The sequence below is a fragment of the Stenotrophomonas sp. STEN225 genome, from assembly GCF_056756445.1.
Genome location: NZ_JBRRBV010000008.1, coordinates 105,021 through 126,004, shown reverse-complemented (window position 1 = coordinate 126,004; position 20,984 = coordinate 105,021). Strand labels below are relative to the sequence as shown.

25 protein-coding genes and 1 other RNA gene are annotated in these 20,984 nt (G+C 67.4%); 15 read left to right on the top strand and 11 right to left on the bottom strand.

Features of this window, described 5'->3' with window-relative positions; genetic code table 11:
- Positions 1-2 precede the first annotated feature (2 nt).
- The gene (locus ACVOJ1_RS10405; RefSeq protein ID WP_053519828.1) at positions 3-551 is read right to left on the bottom strand and encodes a UPF0149 family protein; all 549 of its coding nucleotides are present in this window, start codon (positions 549-551) and stop codon (positions 3-5) included.
- 153 nt (positions 552-704) lie between these two features.
- Between ACVOJ1_RS10405 and ACVOJ1_RS10400 the strand changes: the two genes are divergently transcribed.
- The 8 genes from ACVOJ1_RS10400 to ACVOJ1_RS10365 all read left to right on the top strand — a co-directional run bounded on the left by ACVOJ1_RS10400 (position 705) and on the right by ACVOJ1_RS10365 (position 4,775).
- The gene (locus ACVOJ1_RS10400) at positions 705-926 is read left to right on the top strand and encodes a TIGR02449 family protein (protein WP_005410898.1); all 222 of its coding nucleotides are present in this window, start codon (positions 705-707) and stop codon (positions 924-926) included.
- Positions 923-1,219, top strand: a complete 297-nt coding sequence (locus ACVOJ1_RS10395) for a cell division protein ZapA (protein WP_053519829.1) — start codon at positions 923-925, stop codon at positions 1,217-1,219. The genes ACVOJ1_RS10400 and ACVOJ1_RS10395 overlap by 4 nt, the downstream gene beginning before the upstream one ends.
- A gap of 98 nt (positions 1,220-1,317) precedes the next feature.
- Positions 1,318-1,503, top strand: a non-coding RNA gene (gene ssrS, locus ACVOJ1_RS10390) — 6S RNA.
- A gap of 83 nt (positions 1,504-1,586) precedes the next feature.
- Complete coding sequence (locus tag ACVOJ1_RS10385; protein WP_053519830.1) at positions 1,587-2,180, top strand: 5-formyltetrahydrofolate cyclo-ligase; 594 nt, start codon at positions 1,587-1,589, stop codon at positions 2,178-2,180.
- Positions 2,177-2,656, top strand: a complete 480-nt coding sequence (locus tag ACVOJ1_RS10380) for an EVE domain-containing protein (RefSeq protein ID WP_346480379.1) — start codon at positions 2,177-2,179, stop codon at positions 2,654-2,656. The genes ACVOJ1_RS10385 and ACVOJ1_RS10380 overlap by 4 nt, the downstream gene beginning before the upstream one ends.
- Positions 2,657-2,678: 22 nt before the next feature.
- The gene (rpiA, locus tag ACVOJ1_RS10375) at positions 2,679-3,326 is read left to right on the top strand and encodes a ribose-5-phosphate isomerase RpiA (protein ID WP_065175077.1); all 648 of its coding nucleotides are present in this window, start codon (positions 2,679-2,681) and stop codon (positions 3,324-3,326) included.
- A gap of 23 nt (positions 3,327-3,349) precedes the next feature.
- A complete protein-coding gene (locus ACVOJ1_RS10370; protein WP_053519833.1) occupies positions 3,350-3,796 on the top strand; it encodes a DUF192 domain-containing protein in 447 nt (148 codons plus the stop codon).
- 133 nt (positions 3,797-3,929) lie between these two features.
- Positions 3,930-4,775: a SirB1 family protein gene (locus tag ACVOJ1_RS10365; RefSeq protein WP_053519834.1), complete on the top strand. Its 846-nt coding sequence runs from the start codon at positions 3,930-3,932 to the stop codon at positions 4,773-4,775.
- Positions 4,776-4,814: 39 nt separating this feature from the next.
- On the opposite strand, the gene ACVOJ1_RS10360 is transcribed toward ACVOJ1_RS10365, so the two are convergent.
- Positions 4,815-5,039, bottom strand: a complete 225-nt coding sequence (locus ACVOJ1_RS10360) for a rubredoxin (RefSeq protein ID WP_053519835.1) — start codon at positions 5,037-5,039, stop codon at positions 4,815-4,817.
- Positions 5,040-5,073: 34 nt separating this feature from the next.
- Between ACVOJ1_RS10360 and thiE the strand changes: the two genes are divergently transcribed.
- Both thiE and hemL read left to right on the top strand, forming a co-directional pair.
- Entirely contained in the window at positions 5,074-5,700 is a 627-nt protein-coding gene (thiE, locus tag ACVOJ1_RS10355; protein WP_197600574.1) for a thiamine phosphate synthase, read from the top strand.
- A 15-nt stretch (positions 5,701-5,715) separates the two neighbouring features.
- The gene (hemL, locus tag ACVOJ1_RS10350) at positions 5,716-7,005 is read left to right on the top strand and encodes a glutamate-1-semialdehyde 2,1-aminomutase (RefSeq protein WP_346480378.1); all 1,290 of its coding nucleotides are present in this window, start codon (positions 5,716-5,718) and stop codon (positions 7,003-7,005) included.
- A 159-nt stretch (positions 7,006-7,164) separates the two neighbouring features.
- Here the strand turns inward: hemL and azu are convergent, their stop codons facing one another.
- Positions 7,165-7,614: an azurin gene (azu, locus tag ACVOJ1_RS10345; protein ID WP_050509801.1), complete on the bottom strand. Its 450-nt coding sequence runs from the start codon at positions 7,612-7,614 to the stop codon at positions 7,165-7,167.
- Between the two features lie 123 nt (positions 7,615-7,737).
- Here azu and ACVOJ1_RS10340 point away from each other — a divergent pair, with 123 nt between their 5' ends.
- Positions 7,738-8,340, top strand: coding sequence for an HAD-IA family hydrolase (locus ACVOJ1_RS10340; RefSeq protein WP_065181694.1), 603 nt, complete (start codon positions 7,738-7,740; stop codon positions 8,338-8,340).
- A 110-nt stretch (positions 8,341-8,450) separates the two neighbouring features.
- Here ACVOJ1_RS10340 and ACVOJ1_RS10335 read toward each other — a convergent pair whose 3' ends face one another.
- The gene (locus ACVOJ1_RS10335) at positions 8,451-9,677 is read right to left on the bottom strand and encodes an acetylornithine transaminase (RefSeq protein ID WP_346480377.1); all 1,227 of its coding nucleotides are present in this window, start codon (positions 9,675-9,677) and stop codon (positions 8,451-8,453) included.
- Positions 9,678-9,740: 63 nt separating this feature from the next.
- Here ACVOJ1_RS10335 and ACVOJ1_RS10330 point away from each other — a divergent pair, with 63 nt between their 5' ends.
- Positions 9,741-10,613, top strand: coding sequence for an ion transporter (locus tag ACVOJ1_RS10330; protein WP_053519846.1), 873 nt, complete (start codon positions 9,741-9,743; stop codon positions 10,611-10,613).
- A 105-nt stretch (positions 10,614-10,718) separates the two neighbouring features.
- Here ACVOJ1_RS10330 and ACVOJ1_RS10325 read toward each other — a convergent pair whose 3' ends face one another.
- Both ACVOJ1_RS10325 and ACVOJ1_RS10320 read right to left on the bottom strand, forming a co-directional pair.
- A complete protein-coding gene (locus ACVOJ1_RS10325) occupies positions 10,719-11,699 on the bottom strand; it encodes a YiiG family protein (RefSeq protein ID WP_346480376.1) in 981 nt (326 codons plus the stop codon).
- A gap of 76 nt (positions 11,700-11,775) precedes the next feature.
- Entirely contained in the window at positions 11,776-12,594 is an 819-nt protein-coding gene (locus ACVOJ1_RS10320; protein ID WP_065181697.1) for an SDR family oxidoreductase, read from the bottom strand.
- 108 nt (positions 12,595-12,702) lie between these two features.
- On the opposite strand from ACVOJ1_RS10320, the gene ACVOJ1_RS10315 reads away from it, so the two are divergent.
- Positions 12,703-13,386: a hypothetical protein gene (locus ACVOJ1_RS10315; RefSeq protein WP_111186792.1), complete on the top strand. Its 684-nt coding sequence runs from the start codon at positions 12,703-12,705 to the stop codon at positions 13,384-13,386.
- 34 nt (positions 13,387-13,420) lie between these two features.
- Here ACVOJ1_RS10315 and ACVOJ1_RS10310 read toward each other — a convergent pair whose 3' ends face one another.
- Together ACVOJ1_RS10310 and ACVOJ1_RS10305 are read right to left on the bottom strand one after the other, a co-directional pair.
- Positions 13,421-13,909, bottom strand: a complete 489-nt coding sequence (locus ACVOJ1_RS10310) for a DUF2867 domain-containing protein (RefSeq protein WP_414487636.1) — start codon at positions 13,907-13,909, stop codon at positions 13,421-13,423.
- 14 nt (positions 13,910-13,923) lie between these two features.
- Positions 13,924-14,586: a serine/threonine-protein kinase gene (locus ACVOJ1_RS10305; protein WP_111186793.1), complete on the bottom strand. Its 663-nt coding sequence runs from the start codon at positions 14,584-14,586 to the stop codon at positions 13,924-13,926.
- A gap of 85 nt (positions 14,587-14,671) precedes the next feature.
- Here ACVOJ1_RS10305 and ACVOJ1_RS10300 point away from each other — a divergent pair, with 85 nt between their 5' ends.
- Positions 14,672-16,669, top strand: coding sequence for a bifunctional DedA family/phosphatase PAP2 family protein (locus ACVOJ1_RS10300; protein WP_065175086.1), 1,998 nt, complete (start codon positions 14,672-14,674; stop codon positions 16,667-16,669).
- Positions 16,670-16,765: 96 nt separating this feature from the next.
- On the opposite strand, the gene ACVOJ1_RS10295 is transcribed toward ACVOJ1_RS10300, so the two are convergent.
- From ACVOJ1_RS10295 to ACVOJ1_RS10285, 3 genes are all read right to left on the bottom strand, one after another.
- Positions 16,766-17,344: an LON peptidase substrate-binding domain-containing protein gene (locus tag ACVOJ1_RS10295; RefSeq protein ID WP_065175087.1), complete on the bottom strand. Its 579-nt coding sequence runs from the start codon at positions 17,342-17,344 to the stop codon at positions 16,766-16,768.
- Positions 17,341-18,705: a UDP-N-acetylmuramate:L-alanyl-gamma-D-glutamyl-meso-diaminopimelate ligase gene (mpl, locus tag ACVOJ1_RS10290; protein WP_197572636.1), complete on the bottom strand. Its 1,365-nt coding sequence runs from the start codon at positions 18,703-18,705 to the stop codon at positions 17,341-17,343. The genes ACVOJ1_RS10295 and mpl overlap by 4 nt, the downstream gene beginning before the upstream one ends.
- A 322-nt stretch (positions 18,706-19,027) precedes the next feature.
- Positions 19,028-19,591: an adenylate kinase gene (locus ACVOJ1_RS10285; RefSeq protein ID WP_053519211.1), complete on the bottom strand. Its 564-nt coding sequence runs from the start codon at positions 19,589-19,591 to the stop codon at positions 19,028-19,030.
- Positions 19,592-19,726: 135 nt separating this feature from the next.
- On the opposite strand from ACVOJ1_RS10285, the gene ACVOJ1_RS10280 reads away from it, so the two are divergent.
- Entirely contained in the window at positions 19,727-20,983 is a 1,257-nt protein-coding gene (locus ACVOJ1_RS10280) for a 6-phosphofructokinase (protein ID WP_053519209.1), read from the top strand.
- Position 20,984: the final 1 nt, after the last annotated feature.

The window sequence follows — 20,984 nt, the reverse complement described above, 5'->3', positions numbered from 1 at the left end:
CATCAGTTCAGGCGCTGCCGGTGGCGCGCGGCCAGCACCACATCGCCGTGCAGCAGCAGCACCGCCACGCGGATGAATTCCTCGATCTCCGACAGCGCCTCATCGTCGTCCTCGCCACCTGCCTCGAAATCCTCGCTGGAAGCACGCGCCAGGCTGGCCATGTCGGTCAGCGCCTCTTCGCCCTCTTCGGACAGGGCCGGACGACGGCCGCCACTGCCCAGTCCGAATCCACCCAGGAAGGCGCGGGTCCAGCTGAACATGGCGTCGGCCTGCGCAGCCACGTCCTCGCTGTCGCTCAGCAGCAGCTCGAACGCGAAATCGCGGTCCTCCAGCTGCTTGATGGTGGCCTGCAACAACTGCCCGAGGGCGCTGTCGGCCGCCACCGGCGGCAGGCTGTCGTCGGCCAGCACACGCGCCGGCCAGTCGTTGCCGGGAGCTCCACCGGCGGCCAGCCAGCCGCACAGGCCGCCATGCAGCTCGGCAGCGGTGGCGCCCAGGCCCAGGTCCTGGCTCGCGCGGGAAACGTCGTCGACGGAGGGAAGTTCGGTCATCGTGCGGCTCGTTCGGAGAAGGAAACCCCGAGCGCGTACGCGCGCGCCCGTGAGCCCTGTAGTGTAGCAACCCGATAGCGACCTCCCCGTGGCCATCCGGGCGTGCTGCGACAGCGCTTGACCGTCCTGACCCGGCTTGCCTATCGTGCCTGCATGGAACCCGCCGATCCCCTTGCCCAGCTGCAGGACTTCGCCGCCCGCGTGGAAGCATTGCTTGAACGCAACCAGCGCCTGGCCGAAGAGAACCGCAGCCTGCGCCACCAGCAGGAACAGCTGGTGGCCGAGCGCTCGACGCTGCTGGCCAAGAACGAACAGGCGCGCTCGCGGGTGGAAGCGATGATCAGCCGGCTCAAATCCCTGGAGCAGCACACATGAGCGCCGAACCGGTCAGCGTCCGCATCCTCGACCGCGAGTACACCGTCGGCGTGGGTGCCGATGAACGCGACAGCCTGATGGCGGCCGCGCGCCTGCTCGACGCACGGATGCGCGAGATCCGTGGCAGCAACCGCATGGCGGCGGTCGACCGCATCGCGGTCCTGGCGGCACTGAATCTGGCCCATGAACTGCAGCTGTTGCGTGACGAGAACGCCCGCCAGGCCGTGGCCCTGCAGCAGACGCTGGCCGACCTGAACCGGCGGCTGGACCGCGCCATCGACGGCAATCCCTGACAGATCGCGCGACACGCGTCTTCTCATTTCTGAATTGGCACGGACTGTTGCCGACGAACGGCCTATCCAGATCAGGACCGGCCGCTATAATGGCCCTGCGTTCTCTGCGGTACTCGACGGCATGTGCAAACATTCGCCTTGTCCCTTAAGAACGACACCGGGAGCGCGACAGCGCCGGGAGTGCAGGTCCGCCTTGTAGCGGGAAGCCCGATGGTTCTCCAGCGTTCCCACTTGAGCCCCCGGGTTCAAGGTCGTTTCGCATGCATCGACATTGCGGAGAATGCAATATTCCAGCAAGGGCGGCGTCTTCGGGCGTCGCCCTTGTTCTTTCCGGCACAATGACGGCTGTTCCTTGCCGCACGCTGCCATGACCGACCCGCGCCAGGCCCTGCGCCACGACCTGCGGCAACGCCGCCGTGACCTTTCCGCCAGCGAGCGCATCGCCGCCGCCGATGCCCTTGCCGATGGGCTGCTGGCGTTGCCGTTTGCGCCGCTTCACGGCCACGTTGCCGGCTATTGGGCGCTGGACGGTGAGATCGCGCTGCATCGCTGGCAGCTGCAGCTGCCCGATGGACTCACCTACTGCCTGCCGGTGCTGGCCGGCGACACGCTGCGCTTCGCGCCCTGGCGGCCCGGTCAGCCCCTGACCGGCAATCGCTACGGCATTCCGGAACCGGACGTGGCCGTGGAAGACACGCTGGAACCGGCGCAGATGGCGCTGGTAGTGACCCCGCTGGTGGGTTTCGACACACAGTGCCGGCGGCTGGGCATGGGGGGCGGCTGGTATGATCGCAGCTTCGCCTTCCGCCACGACCGGCCGGCGCCGCCCTGGCTGGTCGGTGCTGCCTTCGCGGTGCAGCAGGTCGAGTCCTTGCCGGTGGCGTCGTGGGACGTGCCGGTGGATGCGATCTGCACCGAAGCCGGCACCCTGTTCCCCTCCGCTGCCCCCGTGAACGCATGACCGCCCGCAAGCGCTATTGGCTGATGAAGTCCGAGCCGGACGCCTTCTCCATCGATGACCTGGCCCGGGTCAAGGTCGAGCCGTGGAACGGGGTACGCAACTACCAGGCGCGCAACTTCATGCGCGATGGCATGCAGGTCGGCGACGGCATCCTGTTCTACCACTCCAATACCAAGGTCCCCGGCATCGTCGGCCTGGCCACGGTCGCCAGCCCGGCCTACCCGGACGATACCCAGTTCGACCCGAAATCCGACTACCACGACCCGAAAAGCACGCGCGAGAACCCGCGCTGGATGCTGGTGGACGTGGCCTTCGACCGCAAGCTCAGCCAGGTGATCGCGCTGGACGAGATCAAGCTGCACGCCGAAGCACTCGGCGAGGGCTTCCCGCTGGTTGCCAAGGGCAACCGGCTGTCGGTGTTCCCGGTGACCGCCGCGCAGTGGAAGCTGCTGCTGTCGCTGGAAAAGAAATCCTGATTCCCTGCTGAGAGTTCCTCCCATGTCCGAAGCCAAGCGCCTGGCCGCCGAGAAAGCCATCGAGTACGTCGAAGACGGCATGATCGTCGGTGTCGGCACCGGTTCCACCGTCGCCTATTTCATCGATGCGCTGGCGCGCATCCAGCATCGCATCAAGGGTGCGGTGTCCAGCTCGGAACAGAGCACCGCGCGCCTGAAGCAGCACGGGATCGAGGTGATCGAGCTGAACCACACCGGCAACCTGTCGCTGTACGTCGACGGCGCCGACGAGTGCGATCCCGGCAAGTGCCTGATCAAGGGCGGTGGCGCTGCACTGACCCGCGAGAAGATCATTGCCGAGGCCAGCGAGCGCTTCGTCTGCATCGTCGACCCGAGCAAGCAGGTCCCGGTGCTGGGCAGGTTCCCGCTGCCGGTGGAAGTGATTCCGATGGCACGCAGCCTGGTGGCCCGGCAGATCCGCGACATGACCGGGGGCCAGCCGACCTGGCGCGAGGGCGTGGTCACCGACAACGGCAACCAGATCCTGGACATCCACAACCTGCAGATCACCGATCCGGAAAAGCTCGAGCGCGAACTCAACCAGCTGCCGGGCGTGGTCTGCGTCGGCCTGTTTGCCCGTCGCCGTGCCGACGTGGTGATCATCGGCGGCGAACCGCCGGTCGTGCTCTGACCCTCACGCGAAGGATCCTGACGATGTCGCTGCTGCGTTCGCTGCTGATGCTTCCCTTGCTGGCCCTGGCCGGCTGTGCCACCGATGCGGCCCGTCACTGGGTCGAACTGGACGGCGCCCGCTACCACGTGGAGCTGGCAACCAATGATGAGACCCGCGCACGCGGGCTGATGTTCCGCGACCAGATGCCCGTTGACCACGGCATGCTGTTCATCCATGACCGCGAGGAAATGCAGGCGTACTGGATGAAGAACACCAAGATCGCGCTGGACATCCTGTACTTCGACAGCCAGCGCAGGCTGGTGAGCCAGCAGCGCGACGTGCCGCCCTGCTCGGCCGGCGACATGTGCCCGCCCTATCCCAGCGGCGGCCCGGCCCGGTACGTGCTGGAACTCAACGCCGGCCAGGCCGAGAAGCTCAAGCTGAAGGATGGTACCGAACTGACCTTCGGCCCGGGCATCGAGAAGTAGGCCCACGCGGCCCGGCGGCCGGCCGGCACCCCGGTCGGGGTCGGATCCCTTTCGCACGCGGACGGGATCTGACCCCTGGATTTTTCACGCCACACCGCTTGAATCCGTCTGCGATTGCCGCCAGTCTGTGACCATGCCGGACCGGATCACACTCCCCGACTGGGATGCACTGGCCGACCTCGAAGACGAGGCGCTGCCGTTGTTGCCGACCGCGCTGCTGATCGCGCGCGATGAATATCCGGATCTGCAGCCGTCCACCTACGACGCGCTGATCCAGAGCCATGTCGACCACCTTCGCGCCGAAGTGGACAGCATCGAGCGCAGTCCGCTGAAAATGGCCGCGATCAATCGCCACCTGTTCGACGAACTGGGCTACAGCGGCGACCACGACGAGTATTACGATCCGCGCAACAGTTATCTCAACCAGGTATTCGAGCGCAGGCTCGGCAATCCGATCTCGCTGGCGCTGGTACAGATGGAGGTCGCGCGGCGGCTGGGCATTCCGCTGGACGGCGTGTCCTTCCCCGGCCACTTCCTGGTGCGCCTGCCGGTGGATGACGGTGTCCTGGTGATGGACCCGTTCAACGGCGGTCGGCCGCTGGATGTGGACGAACTGCGGGAGCGCGCAAAGTCACATCTGGGCGGGCAGATGCCCGACGACCAGGTGCTGGCGCAGATTCTCGATCCGGCACCGTCCCGCGCGATCCTGATGCGGATGCTGCGCAACCTGCACGGCGTGTATGCCGAGGCCGGTGAATGGGACCGTGCCGCGCGCAGTGCCGACCGCCTGCTGAAGCTGGCGCCGGAGCAGGACGACGCCCTGCGCGACCGGGGCCTGGCCTACCTGCAGCTGGAGTACCTGACGGGAGCCCGGCACGATCTGGGGCAGTACCTCAAGCGCAATCCCGAGGCCAGCGACGCGCAGTGGCTGCGCGAGAAGCTGATCGATCTGGGCGGGCCGATGCCACGGCTGCATTGAGGCGGTCGGTGCGCGGACCTGCGGCCCGCCCCACGTCCGTCAATCGACCTCGACCATCTCGAAATCGGCCTTGGTAACGCCGCAGTCCGGGCAGGTCCAGGTGTCCGGAATGTCTTCCCAGCGCGTGCCCGGCGCAATGCCCTCTTCCGGCAGGCCGTCGGCCTCGTGGTAAAGGAAGCCGCAGACCACGCACATCCAGGTACGCAGGGTGGTGGGGGTGGCGTCGCTCATCGGATAATCGGGGTTGAATTCACGGGCCGCCATTGTCCCATCGCGGTCCACTCACCGGTAGCCATCGATGACCTCTGCTTCCCCGGCGCCCCGTGGCGTCTACCTCATCACCCCGGATGAGCCCGACACCGCACGCCTGCTGGCCCGCACCGCGCCCTTGCTGGCCGCCGGCGCCACCTGGCTGCAGTACCGCAACAAGACCGCCAGCGACGCGCTGCGGCTGGAACAGGCCACCGCACTGCAGGCGCTGTGCGCAGAGCACGGCGTGCCGCTGATCGTCAATGATGACCCGGTACTGGCCCGGGCCGTGGGCGCAGCCGGCGTGCATCTGGGCGGTACCGACGGCGACATCGCCAGCGCGCGCGCCCTGCTCGGTGCCGACGCCATCATCGGCGCCTCCTGCTACGACCAGCTGGCCAACGCCGAGGCCGCCGCAGCCGCTGGCGCCAGCTATGTGGCCTTCGGCGCCTTCTTTCCGACCACCACCAAGATCACCACCAGCCGTGCCCACATCGATCTGCTGCGGCAGAGCGGCGCACTGGGCGTACCGCGGGTGGCGATCGGCGGCCTGACGCCGGACAATGTCGGTCCCCTCATCGAGGCCGGCGCCGACCTGGTGGCCGTGGTCAGCGGCATCTACGCCGCACCGGACCCGGTCGCCACCCAGCGCGCCTACCTCGCCCAGTTCCGGTAACACCCAGGAAACCCGATGAACCACGACCAGTCCCACGCCCTGTTCTCCCGTGCCCAGCACTTGCTGCCGGGCGGCGTCAATTCGCCGGTCCGCGCGTTCAAGTCGGTCGGCGGCGAGCCCTTCTTCGTCGAGCGCGCCGATGGCGCCTACCTGTACGACGTGGACGGCAACCGCTACATCGACTATGTCGGTTCCTGGGGTCCGATGATCGTCGGCCACAATCATCCGGCCGTACGCCAGGCGGTGAAGAAGGCCGTTGAACAGGGCCTCTCGTTCGGTGCGCCGTGCGCCGCCGAAGTGACCATGGCCGAGACCATCACCCGCCTGGTGCCGTCCTGCGAGATGGTGCGGATGGTCAACTCCGGCACCGAAGCGACCCTGTCGGCGATCCGCCTGGCGCGCGGTGCCACCGGGCGCAACCGCATCGTCAAGTTCGAAGGGTGTTACCACGGCCATGGCGACTCGTTCCTGGTCAAGGCCGGCAGCGGCATGCTGACCCTCGGTGTGCCCACCTCACCGGGCGTTCCGGCAGGCCTGAGCGAACTCACCCTGACCCTGCCCTACAACGACTTCGAGGCCGCCACCGCACTGTTCGAGGCACGGGGCAGCGAGATCGCCGGCCTGATCATCGAACCGGTGGTGGGCAACGCCAACTGCATCCCGCCGCGCGACGGCTACCTGCAGCACCTGCGCGAGCTGTGCACGCAACACGGCGCACTGCTGATCTTCGATGAAGTGATGACCGGCTTCCGCGTGGCGCTCGGCGGCGCGCAGGCGCATTACGGGATCACGCCGGACCTGACCACCTTCGGCAAGATCATCGGCGGCGGCATGCCGGTGGGCGCCTATGGCGGTCGCCGCGACCTGATGCAGCAGATCGCCCCCGCCGGCCCGATCTACCAGGCCGGCACGCTCAGCGGCAATCCGGTGGCGATGGCGGCCGGCCTGGCAATGCTGGAACTGGTCCAGCAGCCCGGCTTCCACGCCGACCTGGCCGAGCGCACCGCACGCCTGTGCGAGGGCCTGGAAGCTGCGGCCGCAGACGCCGGAGTGGCCGTGACCACGACCCGGGTCGGCGCGATGTTCGGGCTGTTCTTCACCAGCGAGAAGGTGGAGACCTATGCGCAGGCCACCGCCTGTGACATTCCGGCGTTCAACCGCTTCTTCCACGCCATGCTGGACCAGGGCGTGTTCCTGGCACCGTCGGCGTACGAGGCCGGCTTCCTGTCCAGTGCGCACGACGATGCGGTGATCGAAGCGACGCTGGCCGCTGCACGCGTGGCGTTCAAGGCCGCCAAGGGCTGAGCCCTGCCCATGGCAGGTGCCAACCTTGGTTGGCACTGCCTTGCACCGTATCCACGCCTGGCGTGGATCTACTGCAACGTGTAGAGCCGAGCCATGCCCGGCTCATCGTACGCAGCGCGGAAAAGAGCAGTCGAGCATGGTGCGACGCTGCAAACGGCATCAACCAAAGACGAACGTGCCCTTCATCATCGCGAAGTGGCCGGGGAACGAGCAGAAGAAGGTGTAGTCACCGCCCTTCTGCAGGCCCTGGGTAGAGAAGCGCACGCGCGTGGTCTCGCCGCCGCCGATCACCTTGGTGTGCGCCAACACGCGCTTGTCGGCCTTCGGCAGGTAGCTGTCGGCCAGGGTCATGCGCATGCCCGCCATCGCCACCGGCTGGTAATCGGCACTGCGGGTCAGCACCCAGTTGTGGCCCATGGCAGTGGCGGCCAACTTGCCGGTGTGGCGCAGCGTCAGATCCACGGCGGTGCAGTCGGCGGCGACCTTGATCTCGCGGCTGCTGAAGCTCATCTGGTCGGTGCTGTCGATGCTTACCGCACACACCCGCGCCATCGCCGACGGCGCCAGCATCAGCGCGCCCAGTCCCACTGCCACCATCCAAGCCTTCATCGTTGCCTCTCCTGCGGATTCAAGCGCCATTCTAGGCAGCCCCCTGTGGCCGCGTCTGCGACCGTCTGTCGCATGCCCACTCCAGGGTTTCCCGCACACTTGCCGCAATGGCATGCTCGGCCGATGCGGATCGACCTGTTGCTGCTGGATGTAGACGGCGTGCTGGTGCATTACCAGCGCGCGCAACGCGTGCTGCATCTGGCGAAGGCGCTGGGGGTTCCGACGCAGGCCGTGCAGGCCGCGTTGTACGACAGCGGGCTGGAAGCCGCGCATGACAATGGCTTGCTGGGCGGCCCTGCCTATCTGGCGCGATTGGGAGAGCTTCTGCACAGGACCATCGACGTGGACACCTGGACGGCAGCGCGGCAAGCCGCGAGCCATCCGCAGCGCGCAGTCCTGCAACGGCTGCGGGCCCTGCAGCTGCCGATGGCGGTGCTGACCAACAATGGCGCGCTGATGAAGCAGGCGTTGCCTTCCCTGCTGCCGGAGCTGTTCCCTGCCCTGCTGGGTCGCGTGTTCTGCAGCGCCGATTTCGGCCTGCGCAAACCGGCGCCGGAGGTGTTCCTGCGCACGCTGGAGATGCTTGATGCAGCGCCTGCGCACACGCTGTTCGTCGATGACCTGTTCGCCAACGTGCGCGGCGCACGCGCCGCTGGGCTGCACGCGGAAACGGTGCACGATGGCCGTGGGCTGGGCAAGGTGTTGAAGCGCTACCGGATCACGTGACCGCTGTAGAGCCGAGCCCATGCTCGGCTGCTGTTGCCTGACGTGGAGATGAGCCGAGCATGGGCTCGGCTCTACAGCGATTCCGCGGCAACGGGGTCAGCGCCAAGGCTTCAGCGTGCGGCGACGAACGCCGCAACAGCGGCACGCAGGCGCTTCAGGCCTTCGGCCACTTCTTCGTCGGTGATGTTCAACGACGGCACGAAACGCAGCACGTCCGGACCGGCCTGCAGGGTCAGCAGGCCGTGTTCGGCCGCGTGATCGAGGATGGCACCGGCCTGCCCGGCGAAGTCCTTGGCCAGGACCGCGCCCAGCATCAGGCCGCGACCGCGTACGCCACTGAACACGCCGAATTCCTCGCTGATGCGGGCGAAACCATCGCGCAGCGCCTTCGACTGGCGGCTGACATTGGCGGCGATCTCAGGCGAGGACAGTTTGCGCAGCGCTACGCGGGCGACGGCAGCAGCCAGCGGATTGCCACCGAAGGTGGTGCCGTGCGCACCGAACTGCATGGTCTCGGCGACCTTCGGGCCGGCCAGCATCGCGCCGATCGGGAAGCCGCCTCCCAGCGCCTTGGCCAGGGTGACCATGTCCGGCACCACGTCATCCTGCCAGTGCGCGAACAGCGTGCCGGTACGGCCCATGCCCGCCTGGATCTCATCCAGCACCAGCAGCGCGCCGTGCTGGTCGCACAGCTCGCGCACGCGCTTGAGGAAACCGGACTTGGCCGGCATCACGCCACCCTCGCCCTGCACCGGCTCCAGCATCACCGCCGCCACGTCGCCCGCGGCCATCGCCGTTTCCAGCTGCACTTCGTCGTTGAAGTCGATGTAGCGGAAGCCACCGGGCAGCGGCTCATAGCCTTCCTGGTACTTCGGCTGGGCGGTGGCGGTCACCGCGCCCATGGTGCGGCCGTGGAAGCTGCCGCGGAACGTGATGATCACCCGCTTGTCAGCCGGCCGCCCCTGGCTGGAGGCCCACTTGCGCACCATCTTGATCGCCACTTCATTGGCTTCGGCGCCGGAATTGCACAGGAACACGCGCTCGGCGAAGCGGCTGGCCTTCACCAGCTCTTCCGCCAGGTGCAGCGGCGGTGCGCTGTAGAACACATTGCTGGTGTGCCAGAGCTTGCCGGCCTGCTCGACCAGTGCCGCCACCAGATCCGGGTCGTTGTGGCCCAGGCCGCACACGGCGATGCCGGCCGCCAGATCGATGAACTCACGGCCCTGGCTGTCCCACACGCGGGCGCCCTGGCCACGCTCCAGCACCACCTGGCGAGGCTTGTAGACCGGCAGGTAGTAGTGCGAAAGGGAGATCAGCGGGTCGGTCGCGGAGGTCATGGCAGTCGGCAGGATTCAGGAATGCCCATTCTCGCGCCGGAACCCCTGCGGCACAATGCGCCCATGCGACCGTTCTCCGCCCCCCAGCTGAACCCCGCCACCGAAACCGGCTGGCGCCGCCAGTGGTTCGACATCATCTACCGGCACGATACCCGGCCCTCGCGCAATTTCGACCTGCTGCTGGTGGTGACCATCATCGCCAGCATCCTGGTGGTGATGATCGACAGCGTGCAGCACCTGCACGCCGAGTGGTCCACCAGCCTGTACGTGCTCGAGTGGGGCTTCACCCTCATCTTCACCGCCGAGTACCTGCTGCGGCTGGCGGTGGTCAAGCGCCCGCTGCGCTATGCCGTGAGCGTGTGGGGCATCATCGACCTGCTGTCGATCCTGCCCGCGTACCTGTCGATGTTCATCCCCGGCGCGCAGAGCCTGCTGGTGGTGCGCGCACTGCGCATTCTGCGCGTGTTCCGCATCCTCAAGCTGACCCGCTACATCGAGGAAAGCGGCGTGCTGATGCAGTCACTGTGGCGCAGCCGGCGGAAGATCCTGGTGTTCCTGTTCACGGTGATCACCATCACCATCATCGCCGGCGCGCTGATGTACGTGATCGAAGGACCGGAGAACGGCTTCAGCAACATTCCTGCCAGCATGTACTGGGCGGTGGTGACCATGGCCACGGTCGGCTTCGGCGACATCGTGCCGCAGACCGTGCTCGGCCGCTTCGTCACATCCGTGCTGATCCTGATCGGCTACAGCATCATTGCCGTGCCCACCGGCATCTACACCGCTGAACTGGCCAGCACCATGCGCGAGGCCGAGCTGGCGGCACGCCGCGATGCCCGGGGTTGCCCGCACTGCGGGCTGGAAGGCCACGAACCGGATGCACGCCACTGCCGGGCCTGCGGCAACGCGCTGCCGGAAGCCTTCAACCGCTGACCCGTACCTGCGCGGGGCGGTGAGCGGCCTGCCGCCGCTCCCGCCTCAGCGCATCTGATTGCTGGCACTGACCAGTGCGTCGGCACACTGGACTCTCACCCGGATCTACTGCCGGTTGCTCTGGAACACCAGCGCGTTGTAGACATGCAGCAGTCGCCCGGCCGAACCCCGCGGGGCCATCGACGGCGAATCCAGCATGCGCCGCTCAAAGTCGTTGTACGGGGTCTTGCTGCTGACCCGCTGCAGGCGCTCCTTGCCCTCGCGACGGAAGTTCTCGGCTTCGCGCTCGAAGCTGTTCCAGTCCAGCTTGCCCGGCTCCTGATCGGCCACCTTGGCATGTGCTTCGTCGGAAATGCGATTGAAGGCTTGCAGCAGTTCATCGGCCTGCGCCGGATCGAAATCGTCGTCGCCCATCAGGTCCATGATCGCTTTCGCTTCCAGCATCATCGCCAGCCGGTAGTACTCGCGGGTGCGGCCCTCGGCCTGTTCCAGCGCCTTGAGGTGCTCGCGCTGGGCAGCATCGTTCTGGCGTTCCAGTTCAACGTTGAACGTTTCGCTGGCGCCGGCGAAGGCCTTGAACGCCGCCATCAGCGGCGCGTGCAGCTGCTTGCCCTTGGCGAACTGGTCGTCCTCGTAATCCTGGCGCTCGTAGTAGTCGTGTGCCTCATGGCTGACCGGCACCAGTGCCTTCAACGCCTGCAGGTAGCGGCCAGCCGCCGCATCGAGTTCCGGCAGCGCGGGCTGGGCCGCGATCGCCTCGGTGATCGGTGCGTCGCACTGCTTCATGTCGTAGTCGTCGATCTCGCTCGGTCCGTACACACGGGTCTCGCGTCCGCTCGGACCGGCCTCCAGATCCTTGATCCAGCCCGTGTAGGCGCGGGCGCTGCCATGCACCTCGGAATCGACCGCGTTGAAGCAGCCGATATAGGCGTTGAGCTTGGAGGTCAGCTGCTGCTGGGCATCCTGCGTAGGCGCGGCATCGGTCTTGTCGGACGTGCCGGGCGAAGTGGACGGCTTGCCACCACAGGCGACCAGGGCAAGCGACAACGACGCAGCGAGCAGCGCTGCAGTGGTACGACGGAGCATCTACGCACATCCTTGTTGAAAACGATTACAGCCGCGAATTCTATCGCAGTTGGCCGATCATGACACTCGCATCGGATCAGTCGAGGAACAGATCCGGCACCAGCGGCCGCGACGGATCCACCGCGTAGCCGGACAGGTCGGTGATGCCGGCCTGTGCCAGCACCTCGTCATCGATCAGGAACTGGCCGTGGAAACCCGCGGCTTCGCGTACCAGCACTGCATGCGCGGCATCGGCCATGATCTGCGGCGTGCGGCATCCCGCCGCGTCAACGCCGGGGATCATGTTGATGGCGTCGGTGGCGATCACCGTGCGCGGCCACAGCGCATTGACCGCCACGCCCTGCGGCCCGAACTCGGCGGCAAGACCGAGGGTGACGAAGCTCATGCCCATCTTCGCCAGCGTGTAGCCGGTATGCGCGCCCCACCACTTCGGTTCCAGGCTCGGCGGCGGCGCCAGGGTGAGGATGTGTGGATTCGGGGCCTGCCGCAGGTACGGCAGGCAGGCCTGTGCGCACAGGAAACTGCCACGCGCATTGACCTGCTGCATCAGGTCGAAGCGCTTCATCGGTGTCTCCAGCGTGCCGCGCAGCCAGATCGCGCTGGCATTGTTGACCAGGATGTCGATGCCCCCGAAGGTATCGACCGTAGCGGCGACGGCCGCCTGCACCTGCTCTTCCTCGCGGATGTCGCATTTCAACGCCAGGCCCTGGCCGCCGGCCGCATTCACCGCATCGGCAGCGCTGTGGATGGTGCCCGGCAACTTCGGGTTCGGCACCGATGACTTTGCCGCGATGGCCACGTTGGCACCATCGCGCGCGGCACGCAGCGCGATTGCCAGGCCGATGCCACGCGAGGCACCGGTGATGAAAAGGGTCTTGCCCTGCAGACTGCCCACGTTCCAGACTCCAGCGTATGCAATGAGCGGCTAGTATGCCGCGCCGACGCGGAGTTCACCCGGTCTTGACGATACTCGGGCCTCCAGTCAACGCACGAGGTCCACGCCATGCGCCGTTCCCGTCTGCTGCTGCCTGCCCTCGCACTCGCCCTGATGACCGCCTGCCAGGGCAGCTCGCCCGAGCCCGGCAAGGAACCTGTCGCCACGGACACCCCCAGCGCGGAGAAGGCAGCGACCGATGGCCGGATGCGCTGGAGCGAGGCGGTGGTGTGGGACGGCGATCTCAACGCCTGCCGTCAGGGAGGCGATGCGGCGACGCGCGACTGCCTGCGCGATGCGATGCGCAGCGGCGGCGCCAGCTCGGATGCAATCACGGCCGCCGAGCAGCTTTCCACCGGCGGCGAACTGGCCTATGTCAGCGCGTGGCATGAGCATGACGGACTGGGCGTGGCCACGGTTGAATATCCCTTCCGCGCCAACACCAACCAAGGCACGCGTCTGGTGGATGCAGGCGGCAAGCGCATCGATGTCGATGCGGTGCAGCTGGACGATGCGCTGCGCGCCGACCCGACTGTGCAGGCAGTGCTGAAGGCCAACCCGCAGGCGACGCCGTTCGCACCGGCGCAGGCCGCAGGCACCGCACCACTGGAAGGCGGCGGCATCCGCCTGCTGTACCGCACGCCGCTGCGCGACTGCCATGCCTGCCCGGATGTGGGGCAGCTGCAGATCGGCTATGACTTCGATGCCAAGCGGAACTTCATTGGCCAGCAGCTGGTGCCGGCAACGCCCTAGCGCTCCGGTGGCGCCGGGTGCCGCCGGGCCCGGCCTACCCGTACGCGCGTACCTGCCTGCGCAGCAGATGCGGCACGATCAGCCGGTGCATCGGGTCCACCGGCAGCATGTACAGGCGCCCGAACGCGTTGTGCGTATGCACCACCGTCGCCACTTCCAGCGTGTCACCCTGCCACTGCAGCGCCAGCTGCACGTGCAGGTGCCGGTCGTCATCCTCCAGCACGATGGCATCATCGTGCAGCGACTGCAGGGTGAAAATGCCGAGCCGCTGCCCGGGACTCGGATGCTGCGCAGCCTGCACCGCACGCAGCGAACCCAGATCCTTCATCCCGAGCAGGCGCATGCCCTGGTTGCGCAGCGCCATCAGCCCGTCAAACCACGCGGGGACCGTCGCTGCCATGTCGCGATAGGCCTGCAGTGCACTGCGCCCCTGTCGATGGGTGGCGACGCGGCAGGCATGCACGAAACCCGCACCCGCCAGCTGCGGATGCAGGACGCTGGCCGCGCTCGGCAGCGTGGTCACTACGTTCCACCGTCTCACGGCTTCGGCCCCTGCCCTTCGTTGTCTTCCCAGTGCAGGATGCGCCGTGTGACGAAGCGGTAGACCGGCTTGCCGGTGGCGAACCACAGTTCGCGTACCCACGACGTGCGCTTGAGCACGCGCTTCTCCACCGGCGTCAATGACTCGCGGCAATACATGCGTTTGTGCTTGAGCAGATGGCGCAGATCCTCGCGGGCCAGCAGGCGCATCCAGCGCGAGCGCGGATTGCCGATCACCGCCAGCTGGAAGTCGATCAGCGCCGGACGACCATCGTCGGTGACCAGCCAGTTGGCCTCCTTGGCCAGGTCGTTGTGGGCGACGCCGCGCCGGTGCAACTGCTGCAGCAGGCGCCGCGCGGCGCGGAACCAGGCGAGGTCGCCGCGCGGCGGGCGCTGGTACATGGCATCGCCGGCCATGAAACTGCGATCCAGGTGGCGGCCATCCCAATCGATCAGCTGCGGGACATCGGCCATGCCGTGGATATGGCGCAGCGCGCGTGCTTCGCGCCGCGCCAGCCACCACGCCGGCAGGCGCAGCCACAGCGGCGTCGCCCCCAGATCGCGGCGCACGAACGGCCCGTCGGGGCCCTCCATACGAAGGATGCGGCCGAAGCTGTCGGCCTTCAATGCATGTGGTGGGACGTCTGGCGAATGCGGCATGGCGCCATTCTAGGCGATGCCGACGGTGGCAAACGGTCGGCAAGCGGCTGGGAACCAGTCACCTTCACGCCCTTATAATCGGGCAATGGACTCTTCATGGATCGACGCCACCCTTGCGTGGATTGCCGCTCATCCCGTGCTGGCGGGCGCGGTCATTTTTCTGATCGCGTTCTGCGATGCGGTCATCATTCTCGGCGCCATCGTGCCCGCACTGCCCCTGCTGTTCGCCGTGGGCGTGTTCATCGGCCTTGGCCAGATCTCCGGGCCGTACGCGGTCGCTGCGGCAGCGCTGGGTGCATTCGCGGGCGACGGCATCAGCTACTGGATCGGCCGCCGCTGGGGCGATCGCCTGCGCGGCGTGTGGCCGTTCAGCCGCTACCCGCAACTGCTGGACCGTGGCGAGAACCTGTTCCGCCGCAATGCCTTCAAGAGCATTCTTGTGGCCCGCTACGTCGGCGCGATCCGGCCGTTCGTCCCCGCCATCGCCGGCATGATGAACATGCCCGCCAGCCGCTACATGCAGGCCAGCGGCATCGCCAGCATTTCCTGGGCCGTGCTGTTCCTGGCGCCAGGCTGGATCCTGGGCGAAGCCTATGACGCGGTCGCGGCCGTGGCAGGTCGCCTGGTGGTGGTGGTCGGCCTGCTCGCGGTGATCCTCAGCCTGGTCTGGGCGATCGTGCTGTACGGCTACCGCTGGTCCGCCGCGCGCATGGATCATTGGCTGTCGCGCCTGCTCGACTGGTCCAACCGCCATCCGACTCTGGGCCGTTACACGGTCGGCGTGCTCGACCCGAAGCGGCGCGAGTCGGTGCCGTTGGCGATGCTGGCACTGATGCTGCTGCTGCTCGGCTGGGGCTGGTTCGCACTGCTCACCCTGGTGGTCGCGCACGGTGAACCGCTTGCGGTCGATCTGCTGGTGCACCAGGCCATGCTGGCGCTGCGCAACCCGCTGGCCGACTACCCGATGGCGGCGCTGGCCTCGCTCGGCGCATGGCCGGTACTGCTGCCGGCCACCGCCGCGGCGATGGGCTACCTGATCTGGCGCCGGCGCTGGATGGCTGCGGCGCACTGGCTGGCCGCGCTCGCCTTCGGCCTGGCCCTGACGCTGCTGCTCGGCGCGACCGTGGATGTGGTCCGCCCGGTCGACGCCAGCAGCGGCTTCGGCTTCCCGTCGGTATCGGTGACCATGGCCACCATCACCTTCGGCTTCTTCGCGGTCCTGATCGCGCGCGAGATGCCCGGCCGCACCCGCGTCTGGCCGTACCTCGTATCGGGCATCGTGGTCAGCCTGATCGGCTTCTCGCGCCTGTATCTGGGCGCACACTGGCTGAGCGATGTGATCGGCGGCATGCTGTTCGGCACGTTCTGGCTGCTGGTGCTGGGCATTGCTTACCGCCGCCGGTTCAACCGGTCGTTCTGGGTCAAACCGGTCGCCTGGCTTTTCTACGGCGTCTTCGCCGTTGCCGCGATGTGGTATGCGCCTCGCAACATCGCGGTGAAGCTGGAACGTTTCGAGCCGTCCCTGCCCGCCGCGCAGGCGATGGATATGCAGGCGTGGTGGCAGCACGACTGGTCCGCGCTGCCGGCGCGCCGCAACGAGTTCGACGATGACCAGCGCTGGCCGCTCGATGTGCAGGTCGCCGGTCCCCTGGCCCCGTTGCAGGCACAGCTGGAGGCACGTGGCTGGACGCTGCAGGAGCAGGCCGGCTGGCAGGAAGCATTGCTGATGCTGGACAAGGACACCGGTGCGGAGCAGCTGCCGGTCTTGCCGGCAACGCTGGACACGCGCGTGGAAGCATTGCTGATGGTGCGCCAGGGGGCGCGTCCGGACGAGCGCTACGTGCTGCGCCTGTGGCCGGCCGCCGTGCAGCTGCAGCCGGGCGACACGCCACTTTGGCTGGGCAGCGCACAGACCCTGCGCTACGAGCGCCACTTCCAGTGGATCGGCATGTGGCATCCGCTGCGCGGCGTGGATCCAGCCTTGAACGCGGTGAAGGACGCCGTGCAGGACCTGCCGCAACGCGAGGATGTGCACGGCGAAACCGGGTTGCCGGTACTGCGGTTGAAGACCATCGCACCGTGAGGAGCCGCCGGGCGTGGCCCGGCGCTACCGCGATGCCGTGTGGTAGCGCCGGGCCATGCCCGGCGGCACCAGTTCCAAGCGCTGCGTGAATGATTCTTACGGCATCCAGCCCAGCAACTGCTGCAGGCGCTGATGCGGATCGTCCATCTGCAGCAGTTGCAGGCGCTGCTGTTCGCTCAACGGCAGCAGCTCGGCCAGGCGCCAGCCGACCCAGCTTGCCTGGTCCAGCAACGCAGGGTTGGCCGGAGCGTAGGCTTCGCCGGCCTGCTCGATGATGTGACCCAGCACGGTGGCCAGCAGCGCATGCTGTGGACGCAGCTCGTCATCCGGGTCTTCTTCGCACCAGCGCACATCGGCCACCACCAGGCCGTTGTCGCGCACCCGGGTGCGCTCGACATGGAAGCGGCGGGTACCGCGCAGGCGCAGCTGCAGCACGCCGTCGGCGCCGACATCGAAGTCCTCGATGCGTACCTGCACACCGTAGGCGGCCGGCGTTGCCGGCGCACCGACCTCCTGGCCATCAAGGATCAGGCAGACGCCGAATCCCTCCGCACTGCGGCCGCTGTCGCGGATCAGGTCCAGATAGCGGCGCTCGAACACGCGCAGGCCGATCGCCGCGCCAGGCAGCAGGGTGGCGTGCAGCGGGAACAGGGGCAGTGACGCGTCCGTGCTCATCGCGCCTGCAATGCTGCGAGGAAACGGCGCGGCGCGCCGTCGAAGCCACCATTGGACATGAACACCACGTGGTCACCGCGGTGCACGCGCTCCTGCAGCTGTGCCAGCAATGCGTCGGTATCGGGTACCGCGTGCGCGTGGCCGCGCACCGCTGCGATCACCGACGCTGCGTCCCAGGCCAGCTCGGGACGATGCAGGAACACCACCTCGTCGGCCAGCGCCAGCGAGGGCGCAAGCGCGTGTGCATGTGCGCCCAGCCGCATCGAATTGCTGCGCGGTTCCATCGCCACCACGATGCGTGCATCGCCCACCTTGGCGCGCAGGCCCTCGAGGGTGGTGGCGATCGCGGTGGGATGGTGCGCGAAGTCGTCGTAGACGGTGATGCCGTCGTGGCTGCCGATCACTTCCATGCGCCGCTTGACGCTGCGGAAGCGCGCCAGCGCCGGGATCACCTCGGCCGGTGCCACGCCCACCGCATGGGCAGCGGCCAGCGCAGCCAGGCCATTGAGCACGTTGTGCCGCCCCAGCAGCGACCATTGCACATCGCCCAGCGCTTGCCCGTGATGGTGCACGCGGAAGGCGCTGCCATCGGCGGCCAGCAGTTCGGCATGCCATTCCAGCGCCGGATCGAATCCGAAACGCTCGACCGGCGTCCAGCAGCCCATTGCCAGCACTTCGGCCAGGTGCATGTCCTCGCCGTTGACGATCAGGCGGCCGCGCGCCGGCACGGTGCGCACCAGATGGTGGAACTGGCGCTGGATCGCGGCCACGTCCGGGAAGATGTCGGCGTGGTCGTATTCGAGATTGTTGAGGATGGCGACCAGCGGCCGGTAGTGGACGAACTTGCTGCGCTTGTCGAAGAAGGCGGTGTCGTACTCATCGGCTTCCACCACGAACTCACGGCCCTGACCGAGGCGGGCGGAAACGCCGAAATCCTCGGCCACGCCGCCGATCAGGAAACCCGGTGCGCGACCGGCATTCTCCAGCAGCCAGGTGAGGATGGTCGTGGTGGTGGTCTTGCCGTGGGTGCCGGCCACAGCCAGCGTGTCGCGGCCCGGCAGCACCTGCTCGGACAGCCACTGCGCGCCGGAGCTGTAGCGCTGGCCGGCGTCGAGCACCGCCTCCACGGCCGGGTTGCCACGCGAGAGCGCGTTGCCGATCACCACCTGGTCGGTGCCCGCCGGCACGCTGTCGACCCGGTAGCCCTGGTCCAGGGTGATGCCCAGCTGCTCCAGCTGGGTCGACATCGGCGGATAGATGGCCTGGTCACTGCCGCTGACCGTATGGCCCAGTTCCCGCGCCAGGGCGGCCACGCCACCCATGAAGGTGCCGGCGATTGCAAGGATATGTACGCTGCTCATGAGCGAGGATTGTGACCGATCACGGCTGTATAGGGCCAATGTCCGTAATGGGGTCAGACAAGTCCTACACCCGATGTGAGAAAACTCCAGCCACCTGTCAGGGAATTCCCGATAGCGATGTTCTGTGAACCCGGACACAATTCGGATTGCCAGCCGCAGTACCCGAACCGGTCCTACTCCCCAAGAGGCCATCCCCAAGGGAGCTCATGCTGCGGGGCCCTGAGCAAGCCCTCCGCTGGCACCTATGAAAACGACACAGGCCTGGTCCGCAAGGACCAGGCCTGTGTTCTGCATGCCGACCGCAGCCGGCCGCGCGCCTGGTTCAGGCCTTGATCGCGGCCAGGATGCGGGCTTCGATCTCGTCGAGCTCGCCGACGCCATCGACGCGGGCCAGGGTGCCCCGGCCTGCATAGAAATCCACCACCGGCGCGGTCTGGTCGTTGTAGACCTGCAGGCGCTGGCGCACCGATTCGGGATTGTCGTCGGCGCGGCCCTGCTCCTTGGCGCGGCCGGCGATGCGTTCGACCAGCAGTTCGGTGGCCACATCCAGCTGCACCACCGCATCCAGCGGCTGACCGATCTTGGCCAGCAGGCCGTCCAGCGCATTGGCCTGCGCCACGTTGCGCGGGTAGCCATCCAGGATGAAGCCCTTGGCGACATCCGCCTGGGCCAGCCGCGACTCAAGCATGCCCAGCAGGATCTCGTCCGATACCAGGTTGCCGGCATCCATCACCGCTTTCGCCTGCTTGCCCAGCTCCGAGCCCGCAGCGATCTCCGCACGCAGCATGTCACCGGTCGAGATATGGGCGATGCCCAGCTTGTCCTTCAGGCGCGTCGCCTGTGTCCCCTTGCCCGAACCGGGCGGTCCCAACAGAACCAATCGCATTGACCTGACTCCAACGTGTTGAAAACAAAGAAGGTTCGCGTCCCGGACGGTCCGGTATCGCTGCACCGCAATAGCGCCACTTTACCGCATCCGGGTAATGTCCCTGCAATGTCCCTCCCCTGAGCAGGTAGAAGCATGCGCAACGGTACCCTCCTCTATGCCCAGTCCGGTGGTGTCACCGCGGTCATCAACGCCACCGCTGCGGCGGTGATCGAACAGGCTCGGGCCAAGGGCATCAAGGTCCTGGCGGCCCGCAACGGCATCCTGGGCGCCCTGCGCGAAGAGCTGATCGATACCAGCAGGGAGAGTGCGGCGGCCATCCGCGCCCTCGCCCATACACCGGGCGGTGCCTTCGGTTCGTGCCGCTTCAAGCTGAAGTCGCTCGATGCCGACCGTGCGCGCTACGAACGTCTGCTGCAGGTCCTGCGCGCGCACGACGTGCGCTGGTTCCTCTACAACGGCGGCAACGACTCGGCCGATACCGCGCTGAAGGTCTCGCAGCTGGCCAAGGCCTCCGGCTACGACCTGACCTGCATCGGCGTGCCGAAGACCATCGACAACGACCTGGCTGTTACCGACACCTGCCCCGGCTTCGGCTCGGCGGCCAAGTACACCGCGGTGTCGGTGCGCGAGGCGGCGCTGGATGTCGCGGCGATGGCCGAGACCTCCACCCGCGTCTTCATCTACGAAGCGATGGGCCGCCATGCCGGGTGGCTGGCCGCTGCCGCAGGCCTGGCCGGCAATGGCGACGATGAGGCCCCGCACATCATCCTGCTGCCCGAACGTGCCTATGACGAGGCGGCCTTCCTGGCCAAGGTCAAGGCGGTGGTCGAACGCGTCGGGTACTGCGTGGTCGTGGCCTCCGAGGGCATCGCCACGGCGGATGGCCGCTTCGTCGCCGATGCCGGCGGCAGCAAGGATTCATTCGGTCATTCGCAGTTGGGCGGCGTCGCCGCGCACCTCGCTGGCCGGGTCAAGGACCAGTTGGGGCTGAAGGTGCACTGGGCCCTGCCCGATTACCTGCAGCGCTCGGCACGTCACATCGCCAGCCGCACCGACTGGGACCAGGCGCAGGCCGTGGGCAAGGCGGCCGTGCAACTGGCATTGAAGGGCCAGAACGGGGTGATGCCGGTGATCGTGCGCAGCAGCGACGCACCGTACCGCTGGAAGATCGAGTCCGCGCCGCTGTCGAAGATCGCCAACCACGAGAAGAAGATGCCGGCCGGCTTCATCCGGCGCGACGGCTTCGGCATCACTGCCCGGGCGCGCGCCTATCTGTCACCGCTGATCAAGGGCGAAGCGCCACTGCCGTACGGCGCCGATGGCCTGCCGAAGTATGTGACGCTGAAGAACGTGGCAGTGAAGAAGACGCTGCCGGCCTTCGAGGTCTGAC